Origin of the sequence: Acinetobacter sp. 766875, assembly GCF_000582055.1 — a bacterium.
Taxonomy (GTDB): Bacteria; Pseudomonadota; Gammaproteobacteria; order Pseudomonadales; family Moraxellaceae; genus Acinetobacter; species Acinetobacter nosocomialis.
Genome location: NZ_JEXX01000001.1, coordinates 230,737 through 249,924 on the forward strand (window position 1 = coordinate 230,737; position 19,188 = coordinate 249,924).

Annotated in this window: 16 protein-coding genes and 1 pseudogene; 12 read left to right on the forward strand and 5 right to left on the reverse strand. The window is 38.7% G+C overall.

Translation table 11 applies throughout. The features are described from left to right. The first annotated feature begins 81 nt into the window (after positions 1-81). On the forward strand, positions 82-714 hold the full coding sequence (locus J576_RS01060) for a hypothetical protein (RefSeq protein WP_002052752.1): 633 nt from the start codon (positions 82-84) through the stop codon (positions 712-714). A gap of 35 nt (positions 715-749) precedes the next feature. Here J576_RS01060 and J576_RS01065 read toward each other — a convergent pair whose 3' ends face one another. Next, positions 750-2,213 (reverse strand): CYTH and CHAD domain-containing protein, encoded by a 1,464-nt coding sequence (locus J576_RS01065; RefSeq protein WP_002052436.1) that lies wholly within the window; start codon positions 2,211-2,213, stop codon positions 750-752. Between the two features lie 165 nt (positions 2,214-2,378). On the opposite strand from J576_RS01065, the gene J576_RS01070 reads away from it, so the two are divergent. From J576_RS01070 to rapA, 6 genes are all read left to right on the forward strand, one after another. Beyond that, positions 2,379-2,762 carry an Mpo1-like protein gene (locus tag J576_RS01070; RefSeq protein ID WP_017398143.1) on the forward strand — a complete coding sequence of 128 codons (384 nt, stop codon included), beginning with the start codon at positions 2,379-2,381 and terminating at the stop codon, positions 2,760-2,762. Positions 2,763-2,876: 114 nt separating this feature from the next. Continuing rightward, a complete protein-coding gene (gene thiE, locus J576_RS01075; RefSeq protein WP_002052580.1) occupies positions 2,877-3,488 on the forward strand; it encodes a thiamine phosphate synthase in 612 nt (203 codons plus the stop codon). A gap of 41 nt (positions 3,489-3,529) precedes the next feature. Further along, positions 3,530-4,828: a glutamate-1-semialdehyde 2,1-aminomutase gene (gene hemL, locus J576_RS01080; RefSeq protein WP_002052888.1), complete on the forward strand. Its 1,299-nt coding sequence runs from the start codon at positions 3,530-3,532 to the stop codon at positions 4,826-4,828. 62 nt (positions 4,829-4,890) lie between these two features. Beyond that, positions 4,891-5,595: a hypothetical protein gene (locus tag J576_RS01085; protein WP_002052974.1), complete on the forward strand. Its 705-nt coding sequence runs from the start codon at positions 4,891-4,893 to the stop codon at positions 5,593-5,595. A 132-nt stretch (positions 5,596-5,727) separates the two neighbouring features. After that, a complete protein-coding gene (locus J576_RS01090) occupies positions 5,728-6,366 on the forward strand; it encodes an RluA family pseudouridine synthase (RefSeq protein WP_002052556.1) in 639 nt (212 codons plus the stop codon). A gap of 144 nt (positions 6,367-6,510) precedes the next feature. Next, the gene (gene rapA / locus J576_RS01095; protein ID WP_002052446.1) at positions 6,511-9,348 is read left to right on the forward strand and encodes an RNA polymerase-associated protein RapA; all 2,838 of its coding nucleotides are present in this window, start codon (positions 6,511-6,513) and stop codon (positions 9,346-9,348) included. Between the two features lie 55 nt (positions 9,349-9,403). On the opposite strand, the gene J576_RS01100 is transcribed toward rapA, so the two are convergent. Continuing rightward, positions 9,404-10,420 carry an AI-2E family transporter gene (locus J576_RS01100; RefSeq protein WP_002052593.1) on the reverse strand — a complete coding sequence of 339 codons (1,017 nt, stop codon included), beginning with the start codon at positions 10,418-10,420 and terminating at the stop codon, positions 9,404-9,406. A gap of 168 nt (positions 10,421-10,588) precedes the next feature. Beyond that, on the reverse strand, positions 10,589-11,284 hold the full coding sequence (gene fabR / locus J576_RS01105; protein WP_002052794.1) for an HTH-type transcriptional repressor FabR: 696 nt from the start codon (positions 11,282-11,284) through the stop codon (positions 10,589-10,591). A 140-nt stretch (positions 11,285-11,424) separates the two neighbouring features. Between fabR and J576_RS01110 the strand changes: the two genes are divergently transcribed. Together J576_RS01110 and J576_RS01115 are read left to right on the forward strand one after the other, a co-directional pair. Next, the gene (locus J576_RS01110; protein ID WP_002052943.1) at positions 11,425-12,495 is read left to right on the forward strand and encodes a ferredoxin reductase; all 1,071 of its coding nucleotides are present in this window, start codon (positions 11,425-11,427) and stop codon (positions 12,493-12,495) included. A gap of 12 nt (positions 12,496-12,507) precedes the next feature. After that, positions 12,508-13,602 (forward strand): fatty acid desaturase family protein, encoded by a 1,095-nt coding sequence (locus J576_RS01115; RefSeq protein ID WP_002052591.1) that lies wholly within the window; start codon positions 12,508-12,510, stop codon positions 13,600-13,602. A gap of 32 nt (positions 13,603-13,634) precedes the next feature. Here J576_RS01115 and J576_RS01120 read toward each other — a convergent pair. Further along, positions 13,635-14,098: pseudogene (locus J576_RS01120) on the reverse strand (hotdog fold domain-containing protein). A gap of 120 nt (positions 14,099-14,218) precedes the next feature. On the opposite strand from J576_RS01120, the gene J576_RS01125 reads away from it, so the two are divergent. Further along, positions 14,219-14,851 carry a TetR/AcrR family transcriptional regulator gene (locus tag J576_RS01125; protein ID WP_002052723.1) on the forward strand — a complete coding sequence of 211 codons (633 nt, stop codon included), beginning with the start codon at positions 14,219-14,221 and terminating at the stop codon, positions 14,849-14,851. A 53-nt stretch (positions 14,852-14,904) separates the two neighbouring features. Here J576_RS01125 and J576_RS01130 read toward each other — a convergent pair whose 3' ends face one another. Then, positions 14,905-15,609: an SIMPL domain-containing protein gene (locus J576_RS01130; protein ID WP_002052708.1), complete on the reverse strand. Its 705-nt coding sequence runs from the start codon at positions 15,607-15,609 to the stop codon at positions 14,905-14,907. Between the two features lie 467 nt (positions 15,610-16,076). Between J576_RS01130 and J576_RS01135 the strand changes: the two genes are divergently transcribed. Both J576_RS01135 and J576_RS01140 read left to right on the forward strand, forming a co-directional pair. Further along, positions 16,077-17,450, forward strand: a complete 1,374-nt coding sequence (locus J576_RS01135; protein ID WP_002052610.1) for a diaminobutyrate--2-oxoglutarate transaminase — start codon at positions 16,077-16,079, stop codon at positions 17,448-17,450. 2 nt (positions 17,451-17,452) lie between these two features. Beyond that, a complete protein-coding gene (locus J576_RS01140; RefSeq protein WP_002052478.1) occupies positions 17,453-18,985 on the forward strand; it encodes a pyridoxal phosphate-dependent decarboxylase family protein in 1,533 nt (510 codons plus the stop codon). Positions 18,986-19,188 lie beyond the last annotated feature (203 nt).

The window sequence follows — 19,188 nt, forward strand, 5'->3', positions numbered from 1 at the left end:
GCTGCTTATTATAGGCAAAGCCTTGCGGAAACAAAACCTTTGCCTTAGTCTGTAAATAGCCTAAGTATTGGGAGTTATAATATGCAAGATGCAATTGCCGTTCAAAGTCTAAAAACAGACATTGCTTTATTACGTCAGCATGTTTTTCCGCCCCAATATTTGGAGCATGTCGAAGGGCTGCCAATTTATTATGGTTTGCAAGAAGAAGTCTTAGCCTATTATCAACAATGGAAATATTTAATAGAAAGGGCACAAGAGCTTTTTCAACCTTTTATGGAAGATGAGTTACCAGATGCCATTCATTTACCAAGCCATCTAAATTTACCTTTATTCTTTTTTCATGTGGACCGTATTCGGATTAATAAAACACGTGCTAAAGAATCGAAAACTTTCCGTGGTGTGGCGAGTCTTATTGAAAAATGTGGGCAGTTTGAAACAGATCAGATATTTACCATGCAAGAATGGTTGCAGAGTGACGACACAGCAGCCTTAGTTGCACACCGTGAATTTATCGATTTAAGAACTTATGTATTCCAGCATGGTCAAAGTGAATATACGCGTTCACGTTTTTATACCAATGGGATTGTGTTGGGTGTTGAGCCTCACTTTAAACTTGTTGACGCTCGTGATAAGCCAAGAAAACAGCGTAGTGATAGCTATAGCGACCCATTAGCAGATAATGGTGTATGGAAAGTATTTGGTAAATACCGCTAAAAAGTCGCGACATATTTGCCGCGACTTTAAAATTCTTACCAAAATATTTTTGCCTGTTTAAATTTTTGCAAAGCTTCGGCAGACTGATTTTGTAAATAAGGCTGTTTGGCCTTAATCCATCCTAATGCAAACCAAAAATGCGGGTCATGTTCAGTTGCTTTATTAAATAGATCTTCGGCAATAAACAAGTCGTTATAAAGGCCTAAAGTATTTTGCACAGGTTGTAATTTTTTTAAAAACTGCTGAACATTTTTACGTGGATATAAGCTTGATATAAATTCGATACAGTAACGTAATTGCTTCGCTTTTTTACGAATTTTGTGCTGTTCAGTGACTTCAAGTTCTGTGAAATGATCGGCATGACTTATGACTTGGTGATGTAACTTGTCTAAGCTTTTTTCTATCTGTTTTTTCAATTTTCCTTTAGCGTTTTGGTTATCTTCTTCTGAATAAGCAAATGCCAGTAATGCGAGCACGAGCTTAACGGTTTCTGCAGATTTAAACAGTGTGGTTAGGTCTTTTAATGGCTGCTCAGAAATAGGTAGCAAAAGTTCAGGTGAACCATGCTGCACAATCATCGGTAAAATTTCAGTACGAATGGCATCTTCGTCTCGCGTGTCTCCAAGCTGACGGAACAGTTCGGCAATTTGCTCTTCCCATACAGGGTTTAACTCGTCTGACCATGTTGCAAAATGGTGAAGTGCGCTGCGTAAACGGCGTAAGCTCACGCGTGCTTGATGAATGTGTTCAGCGTCGGCAACACCATCAGCAATTGCAGCCATATTCGGCAAGAACTGTCCCAAACAGTTTTCTACAATTTTTTTGAGCGCCTGTTCTGCTGAAACGTCTTTATCTAAGTTCAGATTTTTTGCGTGAACAGCCGGTGAAGCAGCTTGCCCCAATGCAAGTAAATTACCTCGCTCGGCTTTACTTCTAACATCGAGCCAAAGTTCATAACGATTAATCCATTGCTGAGCAAATTGAATAAGTGTTTTAACTGCACCTTGTTTAAGTTCGAACTCAACTTCGCAAATTTTGCTTTGTGCTGTTGCTGTTTTTACGACGCCGTCATCGAGACAGACTTCAATTGCCGTGTCATCTGCTTCAAAAACATGATAGGTACGTTGTACATCAGTCTCAAACTGTAAGCTTAGTTTTTCGACTTCAGAGCCTAAAGCTTGAGTAATCAAATCTGTGACGGCTTTATTGTCTTTATATAACTCAAGGTTTAAGTCAGGTTCTTGATCGCATTTTCCTAAAAAAACTTCTTCTTCGACACGATGTAAATGACTTTGGCCAGCGGCTTTAAAGGTTTGTACCCACAGATCATTTTCTTTACGTAAACGTAGAGCCATGCCATTTTTTGCGAGTAGGCGATTTGGTGTATCGTAATACTTGGCCTGTAAATGAATATGCTGCGCTTTATGCTTTTTTAAATACTGCTGAACAGTTTTTTTCTTCGATTCAGGTAACTGAAACTTAAGCTCAACTTCAACCATAATGGATCTCCCTGAATCAGGTATTTAAACTATCTTGAATAAGTATAATAGCTTAGCGCTAAAAATAATGTTTTTGATAGAGAAAGTTACAATCAAACATATGACGCTACACTTTTATTTAGGTGTACAATCAGGTGATGTTTTGATCAAATAAAAATCAGGAAGATGATCGTGAATGCACCAGTAAACTTTAGCCATGAAACTCAGCCAGAGTTTGAGTTACCGATTAAAAACTATCAGGAATTTTATCGTTTTTACTTAACCGAACACCGTAACATTATGAGCAGACGCTTACATGTGGTGGGAAGTAGCATTGGTCTATACTTTTTTTCAAAAGCGATTCGTAAGAAACAAGCTAAATATGTGCTCTATGGTTTGGTAGCGGGTTACGCAAATGCATGGGTTGGACATTTTGTGTTTGAAAAAAATAAGCCTGCCAGCTTTAAACAGCCACTTTATAGCTTTATTTCTGATTGGCGAATGCTTTCGGATGTTGCAACGGGTCGATTAAGTTTGATTGATCGTAAGCATGATAAAATTCCAAGTTAATTTATTTATTTTTTTAAATATACCGATTGGTACTGGTAAGCCTATATCAATCGGTACTTATGATGACTTATAAATCCGTTATACTAGCGAAGTTTTCAAAAGCGAGAGTAGAGTATGCGCGGTTTATATCTCATTACCAATGATGACCCAATCGAATTATTATTAGAAAAACTAGACGCTGCACTCGCAACCCATCAAATCGCAATTTTACAGTACCGCCGTAAAAAAGTAGACAAAGCCGATCAGCCTGCTGAAGTTGAACAGATTAAAGGTTTATGTGAAAAATATCAGGTTCCTTTTGTCATTAATGATGATTTAAAACTGGCTGCAAAGTTTGGTTTAGGTGTGCATTTAGGACAAAGTGACGGTGAAATTACCGATGCAAAATCACAGTTACCAGAAAGCGTCATTATTGGCCGTACTTGCCTAAACTCATTAGAACTTGCCCAAAAAGCAATTGCTGATGGCGCAACTTATGTTGCCTTTGGCGCTGTGTATGCAACTGCGACTAAACCGGAAGCAGGTAATGTAGGTATAGAAGTGATTAGGCAAGCAGCAGCTCATTATAATTTACCTATTTGTGCAATTGGTGGTTTAACAGTTGAAAACTCAAAACCCGTGATTGAGGCTGGAGCTGACCTCTGCGCAGTCATTAGTGATATATTAGGTCGATCAACTGCTGAAATTCCTGCCCGTGTACAAGCATGGGCACAATTATTTTCTTAAGCTTTCAAAATTATTTTTAGATATTTAAGACGAGCATTTCCATGAGTTTATCTCCAAAGCAAGAACAGTTATTTAAACAAGCCAGCAAACACATTCCAGGTGGTGTGAACTCTCCAGTACGTGCCTTTAATGGCGTTGGAGGAACACCAGTTTTCATCGAGAAAGCCAAAGGTGCGTATTTATGGGATGTAGATGGCAAGCGCTATGTAGATTATGTTGGCTCTTGGGGACCAATGATTTTGGGCCATGCTCATCCAGATATTATTAAAGCTGTGCAAACAGCAGCAGAAGATGGTTTAAGTTTTGGTGCACCAACCGTACATGAAACAACGCTGGCAGATATTATTTGTGAAATCATGCCATCTATTGAATTGGTACGTATGACCAACTCTGGTACAGAAGCAACTATGACTGCTATTCGTTTAGCACGTGGTTATACTGGCCGTGACAAGATCGTGAAGTTTGAAGGTTGTTACCACGGACACTCTGACTCTTTATTAGTAAAAGCAGGTTCTGGTTTATTAACTAAAGGTGAGGGTGAACCAACATCGAAAGGTGTACCAGCTGATTTCGCTAAACACACTTTAACACTACCATATAACGATATTGCAGCATTAAAAGAATGCTTTGCAAAATTTGGTCATGAAATTGCGGGTGTTATTATTGAACCTGTCGCAGGTAACATGAATATGGTGAAACCAATTGATGGTTTCTTACAAGCGATTCGTGATGTGTGTGATGAATATAAATCTGTATTCATTATTGATGAAGTAATGACTGGTTTCCGCGTTGCATTAGGCGGTGCTCAGTCAGTTTACAACGTTAAACCTGACTTAACGACTTTGGGTAAAATTATTGGTGCGGGCTTACCTGTAGGTGCATTTGGTGGTAAGCGAGAAATCATGGAATGCATCGCACCTTTAGGTGGTGTATACCAAGCGGGAACTTTATCTGGTAACCCACTTGCTATGCGCGCAGGTATTGAAATGTTCAAACATTTACGTCAACCGGATTTTTACAGCAAATTATCGGCTCAACTTGAAAAGTTACTTGCAGGCTTACAAGCAGCAGCAGATGAAGCAGGTATTCCATTTAAAACTCAGCAAGCGGGCGCAATGTTTGGCCTTTACTTTACCGACCAAGAAGATATTACAAGCTTTGACTCTATGTTGGCATGTGATATTGAAGCTTTCAAAAAGTTCTTCCATGGTATGTTAAAGCGCGGTGTAAACTTGGCGCCGTCAGCATTTGAAGCAGGCTTTATTTCATCTGCTCATTCAGATGAAGATATCGAATATACGATTCAGGCTGCAAAAGAAACCTTCGCTGAAATGAAGTAGGCAAAAAGGCCCGTTTTAAACGGGCCTTTTAATTTGAGCTATTTTTATATTTGTAGAGAACAATGTTTTATCCCTTACCTCGAAAAATCCAGTTAGCCGCAAGTACTTCAAATTGGCCTATTGAATCTACGCATAGTATTTTGCTCATGGTTGGGTTAAATGAACTTGAAAATACCCCTGACTGGATGAACCAACCATTAGCCGATCATTTAGAAATGCTAAGCAAAAGAGCGCAAGCGCTCGAAATTCCAGTCATGATGATTCAGTCATCGCAACTTCAACAGACCATGTTACAGCTTGGGCAACAGTTGTCATCAAACACTCAAGCACAAGTGATAATGGCGGGAAATTTATCACCGCTATTTAAGCAAGTCATGCAGCTTGTTTTATCCATTACAGATTATGTAGCCGTTGTAAATGATGCGATTTTGGCGAGTAGTTTAGAGCAGCATATACAATGGATTGAAAAAATCAGTTTTGACTCCATTCAACATATAAACACACAGACTTTAATGCGGTTATGGTCTTTAAGAGCACCGTCGTCACAGGTGTTGTCCGATAAGGGAATTTTATTGGCAGTTGCTGAACAGGTTGGGCGGCATCCAATGGAAATTCATCCCGAAATAGATTTAAGAAACTATGGTCTAGACACTGCTGGAGTCAATTATCTGGTGGAATTATGGCGTGCGAACGGGGCGAGTCTAAGTGCTGAAGAGCTGATGCAAACACCTACGTTGCAACATATTATGCAGTTATTGAAGCACTAATCGGCTTTAGCCATAAACTGAATCATAATATTTGCAAATTCTGTTGTTAATTTACCCGAACGGCATTGTAATTCGGACGTAAGCTTTTTATTATTGCCCGCTTGTTTTTCATCTTACCTTGGGAATACAACTTTGAGTGATTTTCTAAGTGAACATCTGATCTATCGTGATGATGATTTTATGGTGATTCATAAACCTTCGGACATTTTGAGTGTGCCAGGGAAAGGTGATTTACATGACAGCGTTTTGACAAGACTGGTGGCAATTGAACCACGAACTTTGCTCATTCACCGCCTTGACCGTGATACCTCGGGTATTTTGGTTTTTGGGTTATCTAAGCGTGGACAAAGTGCGATTGCACGCCAATTTCAAGACCGTCAAACTTCGAAAATATATGAAGCGCTAGTTGCTGGTCATCTAGACGGCGAAGGAACTGTTGATCTCCCTGTAGTCTATGACCCGAGACGACCACCTTTACATATTGTCGATGCTTCTCATAACAAACCTGCTTTAACACATTGGCAGGCGATTGAACATTTCCAGATTCAGGGACAACCGGTTACGCGTGTCAAATTAACACCGATTACCGGACGTTCTCATCAACTCCGTGTACACATGCAATATCTGGGACATCCGATTGTAGGTGATACATTGTATGCAACACCTGAACAATTACTTGTTCCTCGTCTGTGCTTGCATGCCAAACAGTTAAGCTTTAATCATCCTGTCACAGGGGAATCATTAACGTTTAACTGTCCTGTACCGTTTTAATGTAAAAACTTTCAATGAGTAATTTTTGTAGCGAAATAATTTAATTGGTTTCTGCTGCAAAATTTTGCTTTAAAGACTACATAAAAAGATGCAAAAATAAGCTAATTTGCATCGTACAATATGTAGTGCGAACTTGAGAAAAAGGTGGAAAAATTGCAGCAGTATGCTATTGGTCAACGTTGGCTATCAGATACAGAGACTGAGCTCGGTTTAGGCGTTCTTATTGATGTAGATGAAAGATCTGTCAGCATTTTATTCCCCAAGAGTGATGAAACGCGTGTCTATGCACGTAATAACGCACCATTATCTCGTATCATCTTTAACACAAACGATGAAGTTCAAGATCAAGAAGGCCAAAAGTGGACTGTTGAGTCGGTTGAAGATCGCCATGGCGTTTTGCGTTACAACGTAGTTCGTACCTTAGAAAATGGCGAACAAGAACGTAAAGCGCTCAATGAAACTCGTATCGGTGCACAAATTCAATTATCAAAACCTCTAGATCGTTTGCTAGCAAGCCAGATCGATTATAAAGAGTGGTATGACTTACGCATTGAAGCCATGCTAATGCAAGCGCAAATGCAAACCAGTCCATTACGCGGCTTGGTTGGTGCACGCGTTGGTTTAATCCCACATCAACTCTATATTGCACATGAAGTCGGTAAACGTTTTGCACCACGTGTTTTACTTGCCGATGAAGTAGGTTTAGGTAAAACAATTGAAGCTGGTTTGATTATCCATCAACAGCTTAAAACTGGTCGTTCAGAACGTATCCTCATCTTAGTCCCTGATTCGCTGCAATATCAGTGGATGATTGAAATGCGTCGCCGTTTCAACTTGCAATTTTCTCTGTTCGATTTAACCCGTACTGCGTCTATTAAAGAACATGATCCAGAGCTTAACCCGTTCTTAACTGAGCAATGTATTATTGCCAGTGTAGATTTGATGGTGGACCATGACGATTTACGTGAGCAAGCACTAGAAGCTGGTTTCGATTTACTCGTTGTCGATGAAGCGCATCATTTAATGTGGAGCGAAGAAGAAGGCGGTAATGATCGTTACGACTTAGTTGAAGAGCTTGCTGAAAATACGGCTGGTGTATTACTTCTTACAGCAACACCTGAACAGCTTGGTGTAGAAAGTCACTTTGCACGCTTACGTTTGTTAGATCCGCAGCGCTTTAGTAGTTTAGAGCGTTTCTTAGATGAAGAAGCGCAATACCAGCAAACTGCTCAAGTTGCAGAAGTATTGATGTCAGATGAACCTTTAACTCAAGAGCATTTAACTGCTTTAGAAGGTTTATTGGGTCATTCAATTGAAGATCAGCCTGAACAACGTTTCAGAGCGATTCATGAGTTGTTAGACCGTCATGGTACAGGGCGTATTTTATTCCGTAATACGCGTGAAGCGATTCAAGGTTTCCCAGGCCGTGATTGCCAACCAGCACCTTTGCCAGCGCCAGAAGATTGGTCAAAAGACGGTAAACTACGTGAGCAAATGTGGCCAGAAGAAGCACAAATTGATGGATCATGGATGCAAAATGACCCACGTGTGCCATGGTTAATGGAAATTCTACGTAAAGAACTTAAACATAAAAAAGTTCTTTTAATTGCACGTAGTGGCCCTGTAGTTGAATCTTTAGAAAGCGCACTTCGTTTGCATGCAGGTATTCGTACTGCAATGTTCCATGAAGGCATGAGTTTACTTGAGCGTGACCAAGCAGCTGCTTACTTTGCAGAAGAAAGCTATGGTGCTCAAATTTTACTGTGTTCTGAAATTGGTTCAGAAGGTCGTAACTTCCAGTTTGCGAGTGATCTCATTTTATTTGATTTGCCTGCAAACCCAGATGTTTTAGAACAACGTATTGGTCGTTTAGACCGTATTGGTCAAGAAAACCGTATTCAAATTCATGTACCTTACTTAATGGGCACCGCTCAAGAGCGTATGTTCCGTTGGTACAATGAAGCATTAAATATTTTTAGCAATATTTCTCCTACAGCTCAAACGCTGCAAGAAAACTTTATTGTTGAATTAAAAGACTGCTTACTTTCAGATCAAGGCCAAACATTCGAAGACTTACTCGAAGAAGTCAATGTTCAACGTCAAGCTTTAGAAACAGAGTTACAAGCTGGTCGAGATCGCTTGCTTGAATACAACTCATGTCGTCCTATCGTTGCACAAGAAATTGTTCAAGCCTTAGAAGACTACGATGACAACACAACATTACCTATGTTTGTGAAGCGTTTTATGTCTTCAACCAATATCGATTTTGATGAGCAAAGTAACGGTACTGTTATTATTCGCCCAACAGACCAAATGCAAGTTCAAGGTTTGGCACTAGACGAAGAGGGCATGACTGCGACGTTCTATCGTGATCAAGCACAAATGCGTGAAGACGCTCAATACCTGACTTTAGAGCATCCGTTCATTGAAAGTGTAATGGAAATGATCCGTACCCAATCCTTCGGTAGTACCAATGTTGCTGTTCTTAAGTCAAATGCATTAAAGCAAGGTTCTGTATTACTTGAAGTTTGGTTTAAAGTTGATGTAGTTGCGCCAAAATCTTTGAACTTGCCATCAAGCTTACCGAAACAGCTCATTCGCGTGTTGTTAAGTGAAAATGGTCAGGACTTATCTGAAAAGATTGATCCAACCATTTTAAAACCATATTTGCATCATTTAGATGGCAATAGCTGTCGCCAAGTGGTTAAAGCTCGCCGTGAAGTAATTGAAGAGCGTTATAGACAAGCACTTGATATTGCTAAAGTCGGCTTGCCACAGCTTCAACAGCAGGCAAAAGAGCATTATGGTAGTAAATGGCAATATGAGATTGACCGCTTAACTTATTTAAAACAGTTCAACCCAAGTATTCGTCAAGACGAAATTGAGCGCTTACAGAAGTTACAAAAAGAAGGCTTGAGTTTACTCGATGGCTTAACTGTAACTCCGGAAGCAATTCAAGTACTCGTGGTGGTTAAACCATAAGTAAGCAATCATAAAAAAGCGCCGTTACGGCGCTTTTTTATTGAGTAAAATTTAATTAAATCATTCTGGCATCTTTTAATTCTAGTTTTAAATACGCATAAAAGATTGGTGCTGCAATCAATCCACCTAAACCAAAAATTGACTCAAAAATTAACATTGCCAATAAAATTTCCCATGCATTGGCATTAATTTTATGTCCAATAATTTTCGCATTAATAAAATATTCTAACTTATGTACTAATACGAGATAGAGCAGAGCAACGCCTGCTAGACCGAGTGAAACCGTCAATGCAGCAATAAAAGTGAGCGTATTTGAAATTAAGTTGCCTAAAATTGGAATGAGACCAAACAAAAAAGTAAGAATGGTTAAGGTTTTGGCGAAAGGGAGGTGAACACCCCAAATCGGCAATATTACAAACGCAAATAATATAAAGAGCAGCGTATTAATTGCTGAAATTTTAATTTGAGCAAAAACGACGTTTCTAAAAGAAATTGATAACTTTTGAATACGTTGAATGAGTAAAGACTTAAATATAGGCTGTGGTGTTCGACGGTGAAAGCCATGAATAGCCACCAAAATACCAATAATAAGGCCCATAATCATCGTTACGAAGTTATGTAAGATATCGGAACTGGCATTTTTTAATGTCGTCACGTTATCTTTCATAAACGCAAAAATTTCATCTTTTAGTTCTGTAACGCTGTCTGGAATATAACCTGGAAGATATTTGCCAATTTCGGTTTGTAAGTGTAATAGCGTTTGATCGACTTTATTGTTGATATTATGGATACCTACACCTTTTAGGTCATAAACCACAAAGCTAATTAAACTTGTAATGAAAAAGGCGATGAGTGAAACCGTGATAATACTGAGTAAAATACTAATAAAAATGCGAGCTCTTTGACCATCAATATAACGTTCAACAATAGAGCTTAAACTAATAATAATTTCATAAATGAGAAAGCCAGCAAAAAAACTTGCTAAGAGATGCAAGGGGATAACCGAAAGCAAAAAAATGCCCATCAGAATATAACTTGCAATCAGGCTTTGACGATTACTCAAACTTTGCATGTGAATCCCTAAATATCGTGGGGAAATATGGGTATGTATTGCTAGAATAATAATTACTTATACTCTTGCATGTTGGTTGCTTCAATCTACGAATTATATTTTTATCAAGAAACTGGTATATCTGTATAAAAAATGGCTTGTAAAATCACAAACCATTTTATGTTGAATTTATCGTATTTTTGCTTCGTCTAGATGACGGGCACCTTCCAAAATCATTCTTATCATAATCATGGTTTGTTCTGCGACTTCTGCACGTTGATGAACTGGAAGATCAATCACCTTAGCACCCATATGAAACACCAGTTGAGTAATTGCTTTTGCAACGAGTTCCGGATGGTATAGGTGGTTGTTATTTAAGCGCTCTAGGCGGATTAAATCTTCTTGTAGCTCTTGCTGGAAAAAGTTGAGCTGACGGTCTACCGCAGCTTTATAAGAAGCTGAACCTGTAAAGCCTTCGCGTAACAACAGACTTAAATTACCTTCGTCTGCATCAAGCTGCTGAAGAAAAATTTCTACTGAACTACGAATAATGCTGTCTTGAAAAGATGCACGCAAACGAGCTTGACGAATAATCTTACGTAAAACGATACCAGCGCGGTCAATGAGTGAAATGGCTAATTCATCAATATCTTTAAAGTGGCGATAAAAGCTATTTGGTGCAATACCAGCTTCTCTCGCAACTTCACGTAAGCTTAATGAGGCGATACTTTTTTGTGGACCAATCAGGTTAAGTGCAGCCTGAAAAAGTTCGTCTTTCGTAATAGTCGCTTTTCTTCCAACAGAACGCGTTGCTGTTTTTATTTCAATGACATCTTGTGAAGAGGCTGTGTCATTTGGGCTCTGAGAAAGTGAGGTTTGGGTCATGCTTTTCAATATATTCTTAAACTGTCTGGATTATAGCGTTAGACAGGGAACTTGTGAAATTGTAATTAAAAGTACAGGTGTATATACAAATATATATACATGTGTATAATAATTAAAAAAGAGCGACAGAGCCCTCAGTTATGCAAGCAATCGAAAAGAGAAATTCTCTATTCAATTCATTAACACAAGCTGTATTTGATAAAGATATAGCGAGTTTCTGGCTACAAAAAATAAATCCTTTATGGTCTGTAAAGCACGGACTAGTTCAAATTGTAAAAAAAGAATTCGTAGCTCATGACACTGTGAGCCTTACTTTAAAATGCAACCGTTTGGTTAAAATGGGAGCAGCAGGTCAGCATCATCCAGTGATTGTTGAAATTGCAGGCCGCCGTTATGAACGTACTTATAGCTTGACGCAAGTAGACGCAGAGCACTTACGTTTAACCGTTAAAAAAGTTGCTGATGGTATTGTCAGTAACTGGTTCATTGCCGAAAGTAAAATTGGTGATATTTTTGAGCTTGGTCAGCCTTATGGTGACATGCAACAAAATATCCAGACACCGAAATTAATTATGTTGGCTGCGGGTAGTGGTATTACACCAATGTTGAGCTTAATTACAGCAATTAAGCAAAGCCAGCAGTTAGAAAAAGTACAGGTTCAGCTTTTATATTGGGTAAAACAGCGTTCTGATGCTGCTTTTACAGAGTTTTTCGAACAAGTAGCAGAGCAAAATCCAAACTTCAGCTATCAGGTGTTTTACACACAAGAAACTCCAAATGATGAGCGCTTAAATGCTGAACATCTTGCATTGGTTGATGATATTGAAAACAGCACGGTCTACGCATGTGGTCCATCTGGCTTTGTTTCAACTGTCGAAGAGCTTTTTGAAAAAGCGCCAGCCGTGCTTACTGAAGCATTTAGTTTAACTAATGAAAGCTCTGCAGATGACGTCGGTTATGTGAATGTCACATTAACACAGTCTAATAAAGTGATAGCAATTCCTAAGAGTCAATCAATTTTGGTGAGCCTAGAGCATGAAGGTGTTAAGCCAACACACGGTTGCCGTATGGGAATTTGTAATAAATGTGTTTGTAGTAAAACGCAAGGTTCTACACGTAACTTACTAAATGGTAGTCAAAATACAGAACCAAGCCAGTTACTTAAGATTTGTGTGAACTCAGCACAATCCGATCTAGTTATTGATCTTTAAGAGAGACCTCTTATGAATATGCCAGTGAAAGTCGAATATTTTAAAAATCCTAAAAATCGCGATTTGACTCCAGCAGAACTTGAAGCATTTGCAAAAGAGCTTGACCAGATCAAACAAGAAGTATTGGATGATTTGGGTGAAAAAGACGCAAAATATATCCGTCGTGTTTATGCTGCCGTTCGCTATAGCAGTCTTTTAGGACGAGCATGCTTATTTGCAGGTTGGTTCCCACCAGCATGGATTTTGGGTACAGGTCTATTAGGTTTCTCTAAAATTATGGAGAACATGGAACTTGGTCATAATGTTATGCATGGTCAATATGACTGGATGAATGATCCAAAATTTAATGGCCAAACTTATGAGTGGGACACGGTAGGTACATCTGATAACTGGCGCCAAACTCATAACTATAAACATCATACTTATACCAATATTAAAGGTATTGATGATGATATTGGTTATGGCTTACTCCGTTTATTCCCAGAGCAACGTTGGAAACCAGGGTTTTTACTGCAACCGATTTATAGTATTCCATTTTGCTTATTGTTCCAGTGGGGCGTAGCAATTCAGAATCTTGAAATTGGGCGTGTGCTTTATAAACGTAAGACCAAGGCACAATTTTTAGAAGAGTTAAAACCAGTGAATAAAAAAATTGGTAAGCAACTTTTTAAAGACTATGTTTTCTTCCCTCTCATTGCAGGGCCAGCAGCTTTACCAGTATTTACGGGTAACTTAGTCGCTAATGGTCTTCGTAATATCTGGACATTCAGTATTATTTTCTGTGGTCACTTCACAAAAGATGCAGAAGTATTTCCAAAATCTGTTTTACAGGAAGAAAGCCGTGGACACTGGTATATGCGCCAAATTCGTGGTTCTTCTAACTTAACAGGTTCAGAAGCATTTCATATTTTGTCTGGCCACTTAAGTCATCAAATCGAACATCACTTATTCCCAGATATTCCTGCTCGTCGTTATCGTCAAATGGCTCCAAAAGTTGAAGCAGTTTGTAAAAAATATGGTTTGAACTATAACAATGCCAGCTTTGTTAAACAGTTTGGTCAAGTGGTCGGGCGTATTGCAAAATATGCTTTCCCATTTAAAAAATAATATGAAAAAGCCCTGAGAGTTCAGGGCTTTTTTTATTTCTTTTTAGTAATCCACATCGTAATAGTGGCATGGAATACCTTGTCTTGTGAGTGTCGTAAACATCTACATTAACTAAATATTCTCCAGCCTTTTCCCAGTCATAATTCGCGTGTACAGGTGCCGCTACAGCAATAAGGTCTGTTTCTGCCTTTTTTAAATATTCAACAGTCATGCCTTTTGGAATCCAGCGATGAGTGGACGGGACAGTGACTTCTGTCATTGTTCCCCCCGCCAGTTCAGCCATATTACACATGGCAATTGCATGTACTGTTCCAATATGGTTAAGCACAGAACGCTTCTTTTTGATGGAAATTTCACAATAATTTGGCTTTAGCTCAATAAAAAGAGGTGAAATACTGCCGAAATAGGGTGCTTTTAGGCACAGCATGCGAGAGAAAGTCCACTTTCCTTTAGGAAAAGCACTGACTTTATTCCAGAGTTCTAATGTTGTTGCCATAATTAATTTTCCTTTAATTTAAAAAATACAGAATATTATTCTGTTAAAGAATATAGTTCTGTTTACAAATAGGCGTCAAGTCATTCAAAATATCTCCGATGACTGGTCAGAGAATACAAAATGGTGTCTGCTCAAAATTTATTAGAACGTTTGTATCCCGGAAGAAGGGCTGCGTTAAAACGACAAATATTGTTAGATGCTTTAGATTGCTTTTTAGAGCATGGCATTGAAGCGACCAGCATTGAAATGATTCGTGCCAAATCAGAAACGAGTGTTGGAGCGGTTTATCACCATTTTAAAAATAAAGAGGGAGTCGTCGCGGCTTTATTTTTTTCAGCTTTAGATGACCAGACAGCACTAAGAGATGAATATTTAAAACGGGCCAAAACATTACAAGAGGTGGTATTTGGTTTAATTCATAGTTATGTAGACTGGGTAAGTGAACAACCCGAATTTGCAAAATTCTTAATTACTGCTCATTTCAATATTATGCAAGGGGAAGAACAGCAACAACTTGCTCAAAAAAATAAAAGTAGAAACAAAAAGATATTCAGCTTGATTGCAGATTTTGAAGAAGTTAAAGCATTCCACATGATTCCACATGAACTTTTGCTGTCACTGGTCATTGGTTCTACAGAAAGTTATTGTCGTGCGTGGTTATCAAAACGTGTAAAGTCTGACCCTAAAATCTATAAAGACTTGTTAGCCAAAGCAGCATGGAGTTCATTGCAGGATTTATGTTTAGAACAATAATGTGGAGCATAAAAAACCGCATTAAGAATGCGGTTTTTTAGTTTGAAAAATAATTATTTAAACTGGATTGAACCATTTGCATTTACGGTAATTTTAGACTCACCAGCAGCCATATCTTGAGCTGGGGCTGCAGCTTCGGCCAACGCAAATTTAGCCATACTTGCACGCATTACAGGCTGAGGAAAATAGTTATTCGTGTTTAGGTTTAGATTAACTAACGTGTATTGGCTCTTATTCCAAGCTTGAGTCAACATTTGAGCACGTTGCTGGAAGCTTTTTGACGCTTCAACCATTAACTCATTTTCAACTTTTTTACGTTGCTCATCTGAAACACTAAAATTAATGGATTGAGTTTGAAAGCTTTGTTGTAACTCATTAATTAATTGGCTTGCTGCTTTAAAATCTTTACTTTCTAAACGGATTTCTGCACGGCCACGCCATTCTTTTAATTTGTTACTGTCATTGTCATAAATTGGATAAGTGCTTTGAGCACCGGTTTCCACTTTTACCTGCGGATATTTGCGTGAAGTCGCCAGTGCTTGATTCATTAACTGGTTAATTTGATTTGAAAGTTCAGCAGGCTGCTTGTTACTTTTTTCAATATATAACGTTGCATGCATTTCATCGTTAGATACCTGACGAGAAGCTTCAGCTTGAACATTTACAATATTGTAGTGAAGTGCATTATCATCTTGGGCAAAAACCATAGGGCTGAGTACCGTACCAAGGAGAAGAGTAGATATTGCTAAAGTACGCATAAATTTATCCTTTAAAAATTAATATAAATTTAATTTTTTTTCATTAAGAAATGTTAAACATAAGTTATGCATAACTTTTGCAGATTTTGTGGGGTATTTGTAATATTTAAATCAAGTTTTTTAATTTTTGGTGCAGACAAAAGCTTTAAAAAATAAAAACTTAAAAATAAAGTATTTCAATGTAACTTAAAAAATCAAACTAATATAAAAAAAGAATATTTTCTTTAGGTTGTCACATAGTATGATGATAATTCATCATAACTATTGGGATAATACATTTTTTCAATAAGATTAGATGAGTAAAGTACACAAAAGACGTTTTTTTTCTTGCAAAATTAGGTATCATCGCGCTCCTAGTTACAAGATATAAAATATGTGTCTTCGCTAGTTCTATAAAGCACCGAGTCAAAGGACCAAAAGTCACCAGACTTATTTCTTTCTACCCTTATCAGAGATGGTAATCCGATATGAGCGTTACTTCTGTCAACCCTGCCACTAATGCTACTAACGAATATTATTTGACTCGCCAAAGTCAAATGGAATCGAATGTTCGTAGCTATCCACGTAAATTACCGTTAGCGATAGCGAAAGCACAAGGTTGCTGGGTTACTGATGTTGAAGGTACACAGTACCTTGATTGTTTAGCTGGGGCAGGTACATTGGCTTTAGGTCATAATCATCCTGCGGTGATTCAAAGTATTCAAGACACATTGGCAAGTGGTTTGCCATTGCATACTTTAGACTTAACCACACCTTTAAAAGATGCGTTTACTGAAGCGTTGTTAGCATATTTACCAGGTGGTAAAGAAGAGTATTGCTTACAGTTCTGTGGTCCTGCTGGTGCAGATGCGACTGAAGCAGCAATTAAACTTGCTAAGACTTACACTGGTCGTAGTTCAGTAATCAGTTTCTCTGGTGGTTATCATGGTATGACCCATGGTTCACTAGCAATGACTGGTAACTTAAGTGCGAAAAATGCAGTTAATGGTTTAATGCCAGGCGTACAATTCATGCCATATCCGCATGAATATCGCTGCCCACTTGGTTTAGGTGGTGAAGCTGGTGTTGATGCTTTAACTTACTATTTTGAAAACTTTATTGAAGATGTTGAAAGCGGTGTAACTAAGCCGGCTGCTGTCATTCTTGAAGCAATTCAGGGTGAAGGCGGTGTTGTTACAGCTCCAGTAAAATGGTTGCAAAAAATCCGTGAAGTAACTGAAAAGCACAACATCGTTTTAATTTTAGACGAAGTTCAAGCTGGCTTTGCACGTTCAGGCAAAATGTTTGCATTTGAACATGCAGGTATTGAACCTGATGTTGTCGTAATGTCTAAAGCAGTAGGTGGTGGTTTACCACTTGCAGTATTAGGTATTAAACGTAAATTTGATGCTTGGCAGCCTGCTGGTCATACGGGTACTTTCCGTGGTAACCAACTTGCTATGGGTACTGGTCTTGTCGTATTAAAAACGATTAGCGAACAAAATCTTGCTCAAAATGCGCAAGAGCGTGGTGACTTCTTACAAGCTGAATTGAAAAAATTAGCTACTGAATTCCCATGTATTGGTAACGTACGTGGCCGTGGTTTAATGATCGGCGTTGAAATCGTTGACGAGCGTAAACCTGCTGACCGTATCGGTTCTCATCCTGCTGATTCTCAGTTAGCAGCTGCGATCCAGACTGCTTGCTTTAACAACAAGTTATTGCTTGAAAAAGGCGGTCGTAACGGTACAGTAATTCGTTTACTTTGCCCACTCATCATTACTCAAGAAGAGTGTGTTGAAGTAATTGCCCGCTTCAAGAAAGCAGTTGCAGAAGCATTGGTTGCAGTACGAGGCGCTTAAATATGGTGGATTTTGCAGAACATCGTAAAGCGTTACTCTGCAATGATGCACAATCCATTGCTGACTATGAGTCAGCAATGGGCGAAGCGGTAAAAGCCGTTTCAGCATGGTTGCAAAATGAAAAAATGTACACAGGCGGTAGCATTAAAGAATTGCGTTCAGCAATTTCTTTCCAACCTTCAAAAGAAGGTATGGGTGTACAACAATCTCTTCAACGTATGATTGAGCTTTTCTTAAATAAAAGCTTGAAAGTACACCATCCACATTCATTAGCGCATTTACACTGCCCAACTATGGTGATGAGCCAGATAGCGGAAGTGTTAATCAATGCAACTAACCAGTCTATGGACTCATGGGATCAAAGCCCGGCAGGTTCATTAATGGAAGTTCAGCTGATTGATTGGTTGCGTCAAAAAGTAGGTTATGGTTCTGGTCAGGCAGGTGTTTTCACTTCTGGCGGTACTCAATCTAACTTGATGGGTGTGTTGCTTGCTCGTGACTGGTGCATTGCGAAAAACTGGAAAGACGAAAATGGTAATCCATGGTCTGTACAGCGTGATGGTATTCCAGCTGAAGCAATGAAAAACGTCAAAGTCATTTGTTCTGAAAATGCGCATTTCTCTGTGCAAAAGAACATGGCAATGATGGGCATGGGCTTCCAGTCAGTTGTAACTGTACCTGTGAATGAAAATGCTCAGATGGATGTTGATGCTCTTGAAAAAACGATGGCGCATCTTCAAGCTGAAGGTAAAGTTGTTGCTTGTGTTGTTGCGACAGCAGGTACAACCGATGCTGGTGCAATTGATCCATTGAAGAAAATTCGTGAAATCACAACGAAATATGGTTCATGGATGCATATTGATGCTGCGTGGGGCGGTGCACTGATCTTGTCAAATGACTATCGTGCAATGCTTGATGGTATTGAGTTGTCTGACTCGATCACCCTCGACTTCCATAAGCATTATTTCCAAAGCATTAGCTGTGGTGCGTTCTTGTTAAAAGACGAAGCGAACTATCGTTTCATGCACTACGAAGCTGAGTACTTGAACTCTGCTTATGACGAAGAGCACGGTGTACCAAACCTTGTATCTAAGTCATTACAAACGACTCGTCGTTTTGATGCATTGAAATTGTGGATGACCATTGAATCTCTAGGTGAAGACCTTTATGGTTCAATGATTGATCATGGTGTAAAACTGACTCGTGAAGTTGCAGATTACATTAAGGCAACTGAAGGTTTAGAGCTTTTAGTTGAACCACAATTTGCTTCGGTATTGTTCCGTGTTGTGCCACAAGGCTACCCAGCCGAGTTCATCGATAGCTTAAACCAAAACGTAGCAGACGAATTGTTTGCACGTGGTGAAGCAAATATCGGTGTAACAAAAGTGGGTAATGTACAGTCATTGAAAATGACTACATTAAGCCCTGTTGTAACATTTGAAAATGTTAAAAACCTTTTAGCTCAAGTATTGGCTGAAGCTGACCGCATTAAAGATGCGATTGCTTCTGGTAATTACGTACCACCAATCGACTAATTGAGTTGATACTAAAAAGCTCGGTTTATTGCCGGGCTTTTTTATTACATATTATTTTTATTAAAAGTGTGCATCGGAAAAGACTAATATGCACAAAATATGCATATTTTCAAAAAACAAAAATAATTATGCATGATTTATGGGGAGCAAATTTCTTATTGTATTGGTAGGTTCCAGATATTTTGGGTTGTATTGATATATCA

What these genes read in the sequence shown, in the direction of transcription:
- fabR (WP_002052794.1), bottom strand. Translation starts at nt 11,284, where the DNA reads ATGACCCAAACCTCACTTTCTCAGAGCCCAAATGACACAGCCTCTTCA.
- thiE (WP_002052580.1), top strand. Translation starts at nt 2,877, where the DNA reads ATGCGCGGTTTATATCTCATTACCAATGATGACCCAATCGAATTATTA.
- J576_RS01140 (WP_002052478.1), top strand. Translation starts at nt 17,453, where the DNA reads ATGGTGGATTTTGCAGAACATCGTAAAGCGTTACTCTGCAATGATGCA.
- J576_RS01070 (WP_017398143.1), top strand. Translation starts at nt 2,379, where the DNA reads ATGATCGTGAATGCACCAGTAAACTTTAGCCATGAAACTCAGCCAGAG.
- J576_RS01135 (WP_002052610.1), top strand. Translation starts at nt 16,077, where the DNA reads ATGAGCGTTACTTCTGTCAACCCTGCCACTAATGCTACTAACGAATAT.
- J576_RS01065 (WP_002052436.1), bottom strand. Translation starts at nt 2,213, where the DNA reads ATGGTTGAAGTTGAGCTTAAGTTTCAGTTACCTGAATCGAAGAAAAAA.
- J576_RS01110 (WP_002052943.1), top strand. Translation starts at nt 11,425, where the DNA reads ATGCAAGCAATCGAAAAGAGAAATTCTCTATTCAATTCATTAACACAA.
- J576_RS01125 (WP_002052723.1), top strand. Translation starts at nt 14,219, where the DNA reads ATGGTGTCTGCTCAAAATTTATTAGAACGTTTGTATCCCGGAAGAAGG.
- J576_RS01100 (WP_002052593.1), bottom strand. Translation starts at nt 10,420, where the DNA reads ATGCAAAGTTTGAGTAATCGTCAAAGCCTGATTGCAAGTTATATTCTG.
- J576_RS01085 (WP_002052974.1), top strand. Translation starts at nt 4,891, where the DNA reads ATGTTTTATCCCTTACCTCGAAAAATCCAGTTAGCCGCAAGTACTTCA.
- J576_RS01115 (WP_002052591.1), top strand. Translation starts at nt 12,508, where the DNA reads ATGAATATGCCAGTGAAAGTCGAATATTTTAAAAATCCTAAAAATCGC.
- J576_RS01060 (WP_002052752.1), top strand. Translation starts at nt 82, where the DNA reads ATGCAAGATGCAATTGCCGTTCAAAGTCTAAAAACAGACATTGCTTTA.
- hemL (WP_002052888.1), top strand. Translation starts at nt 3,530, where the DNA reads ATGAGTTTATCTCCAAAGCAAGAACAGTTATTTAAACAAGCCAGCAAA.
- J576_RS01130 (WP_002052708.1), bottom strand. Translation starts at nt 15,609, where the DNA reads ATGCGTACTTTAGCAATATCTACTCTTCTCCTTGGTACGGTACTCAGC.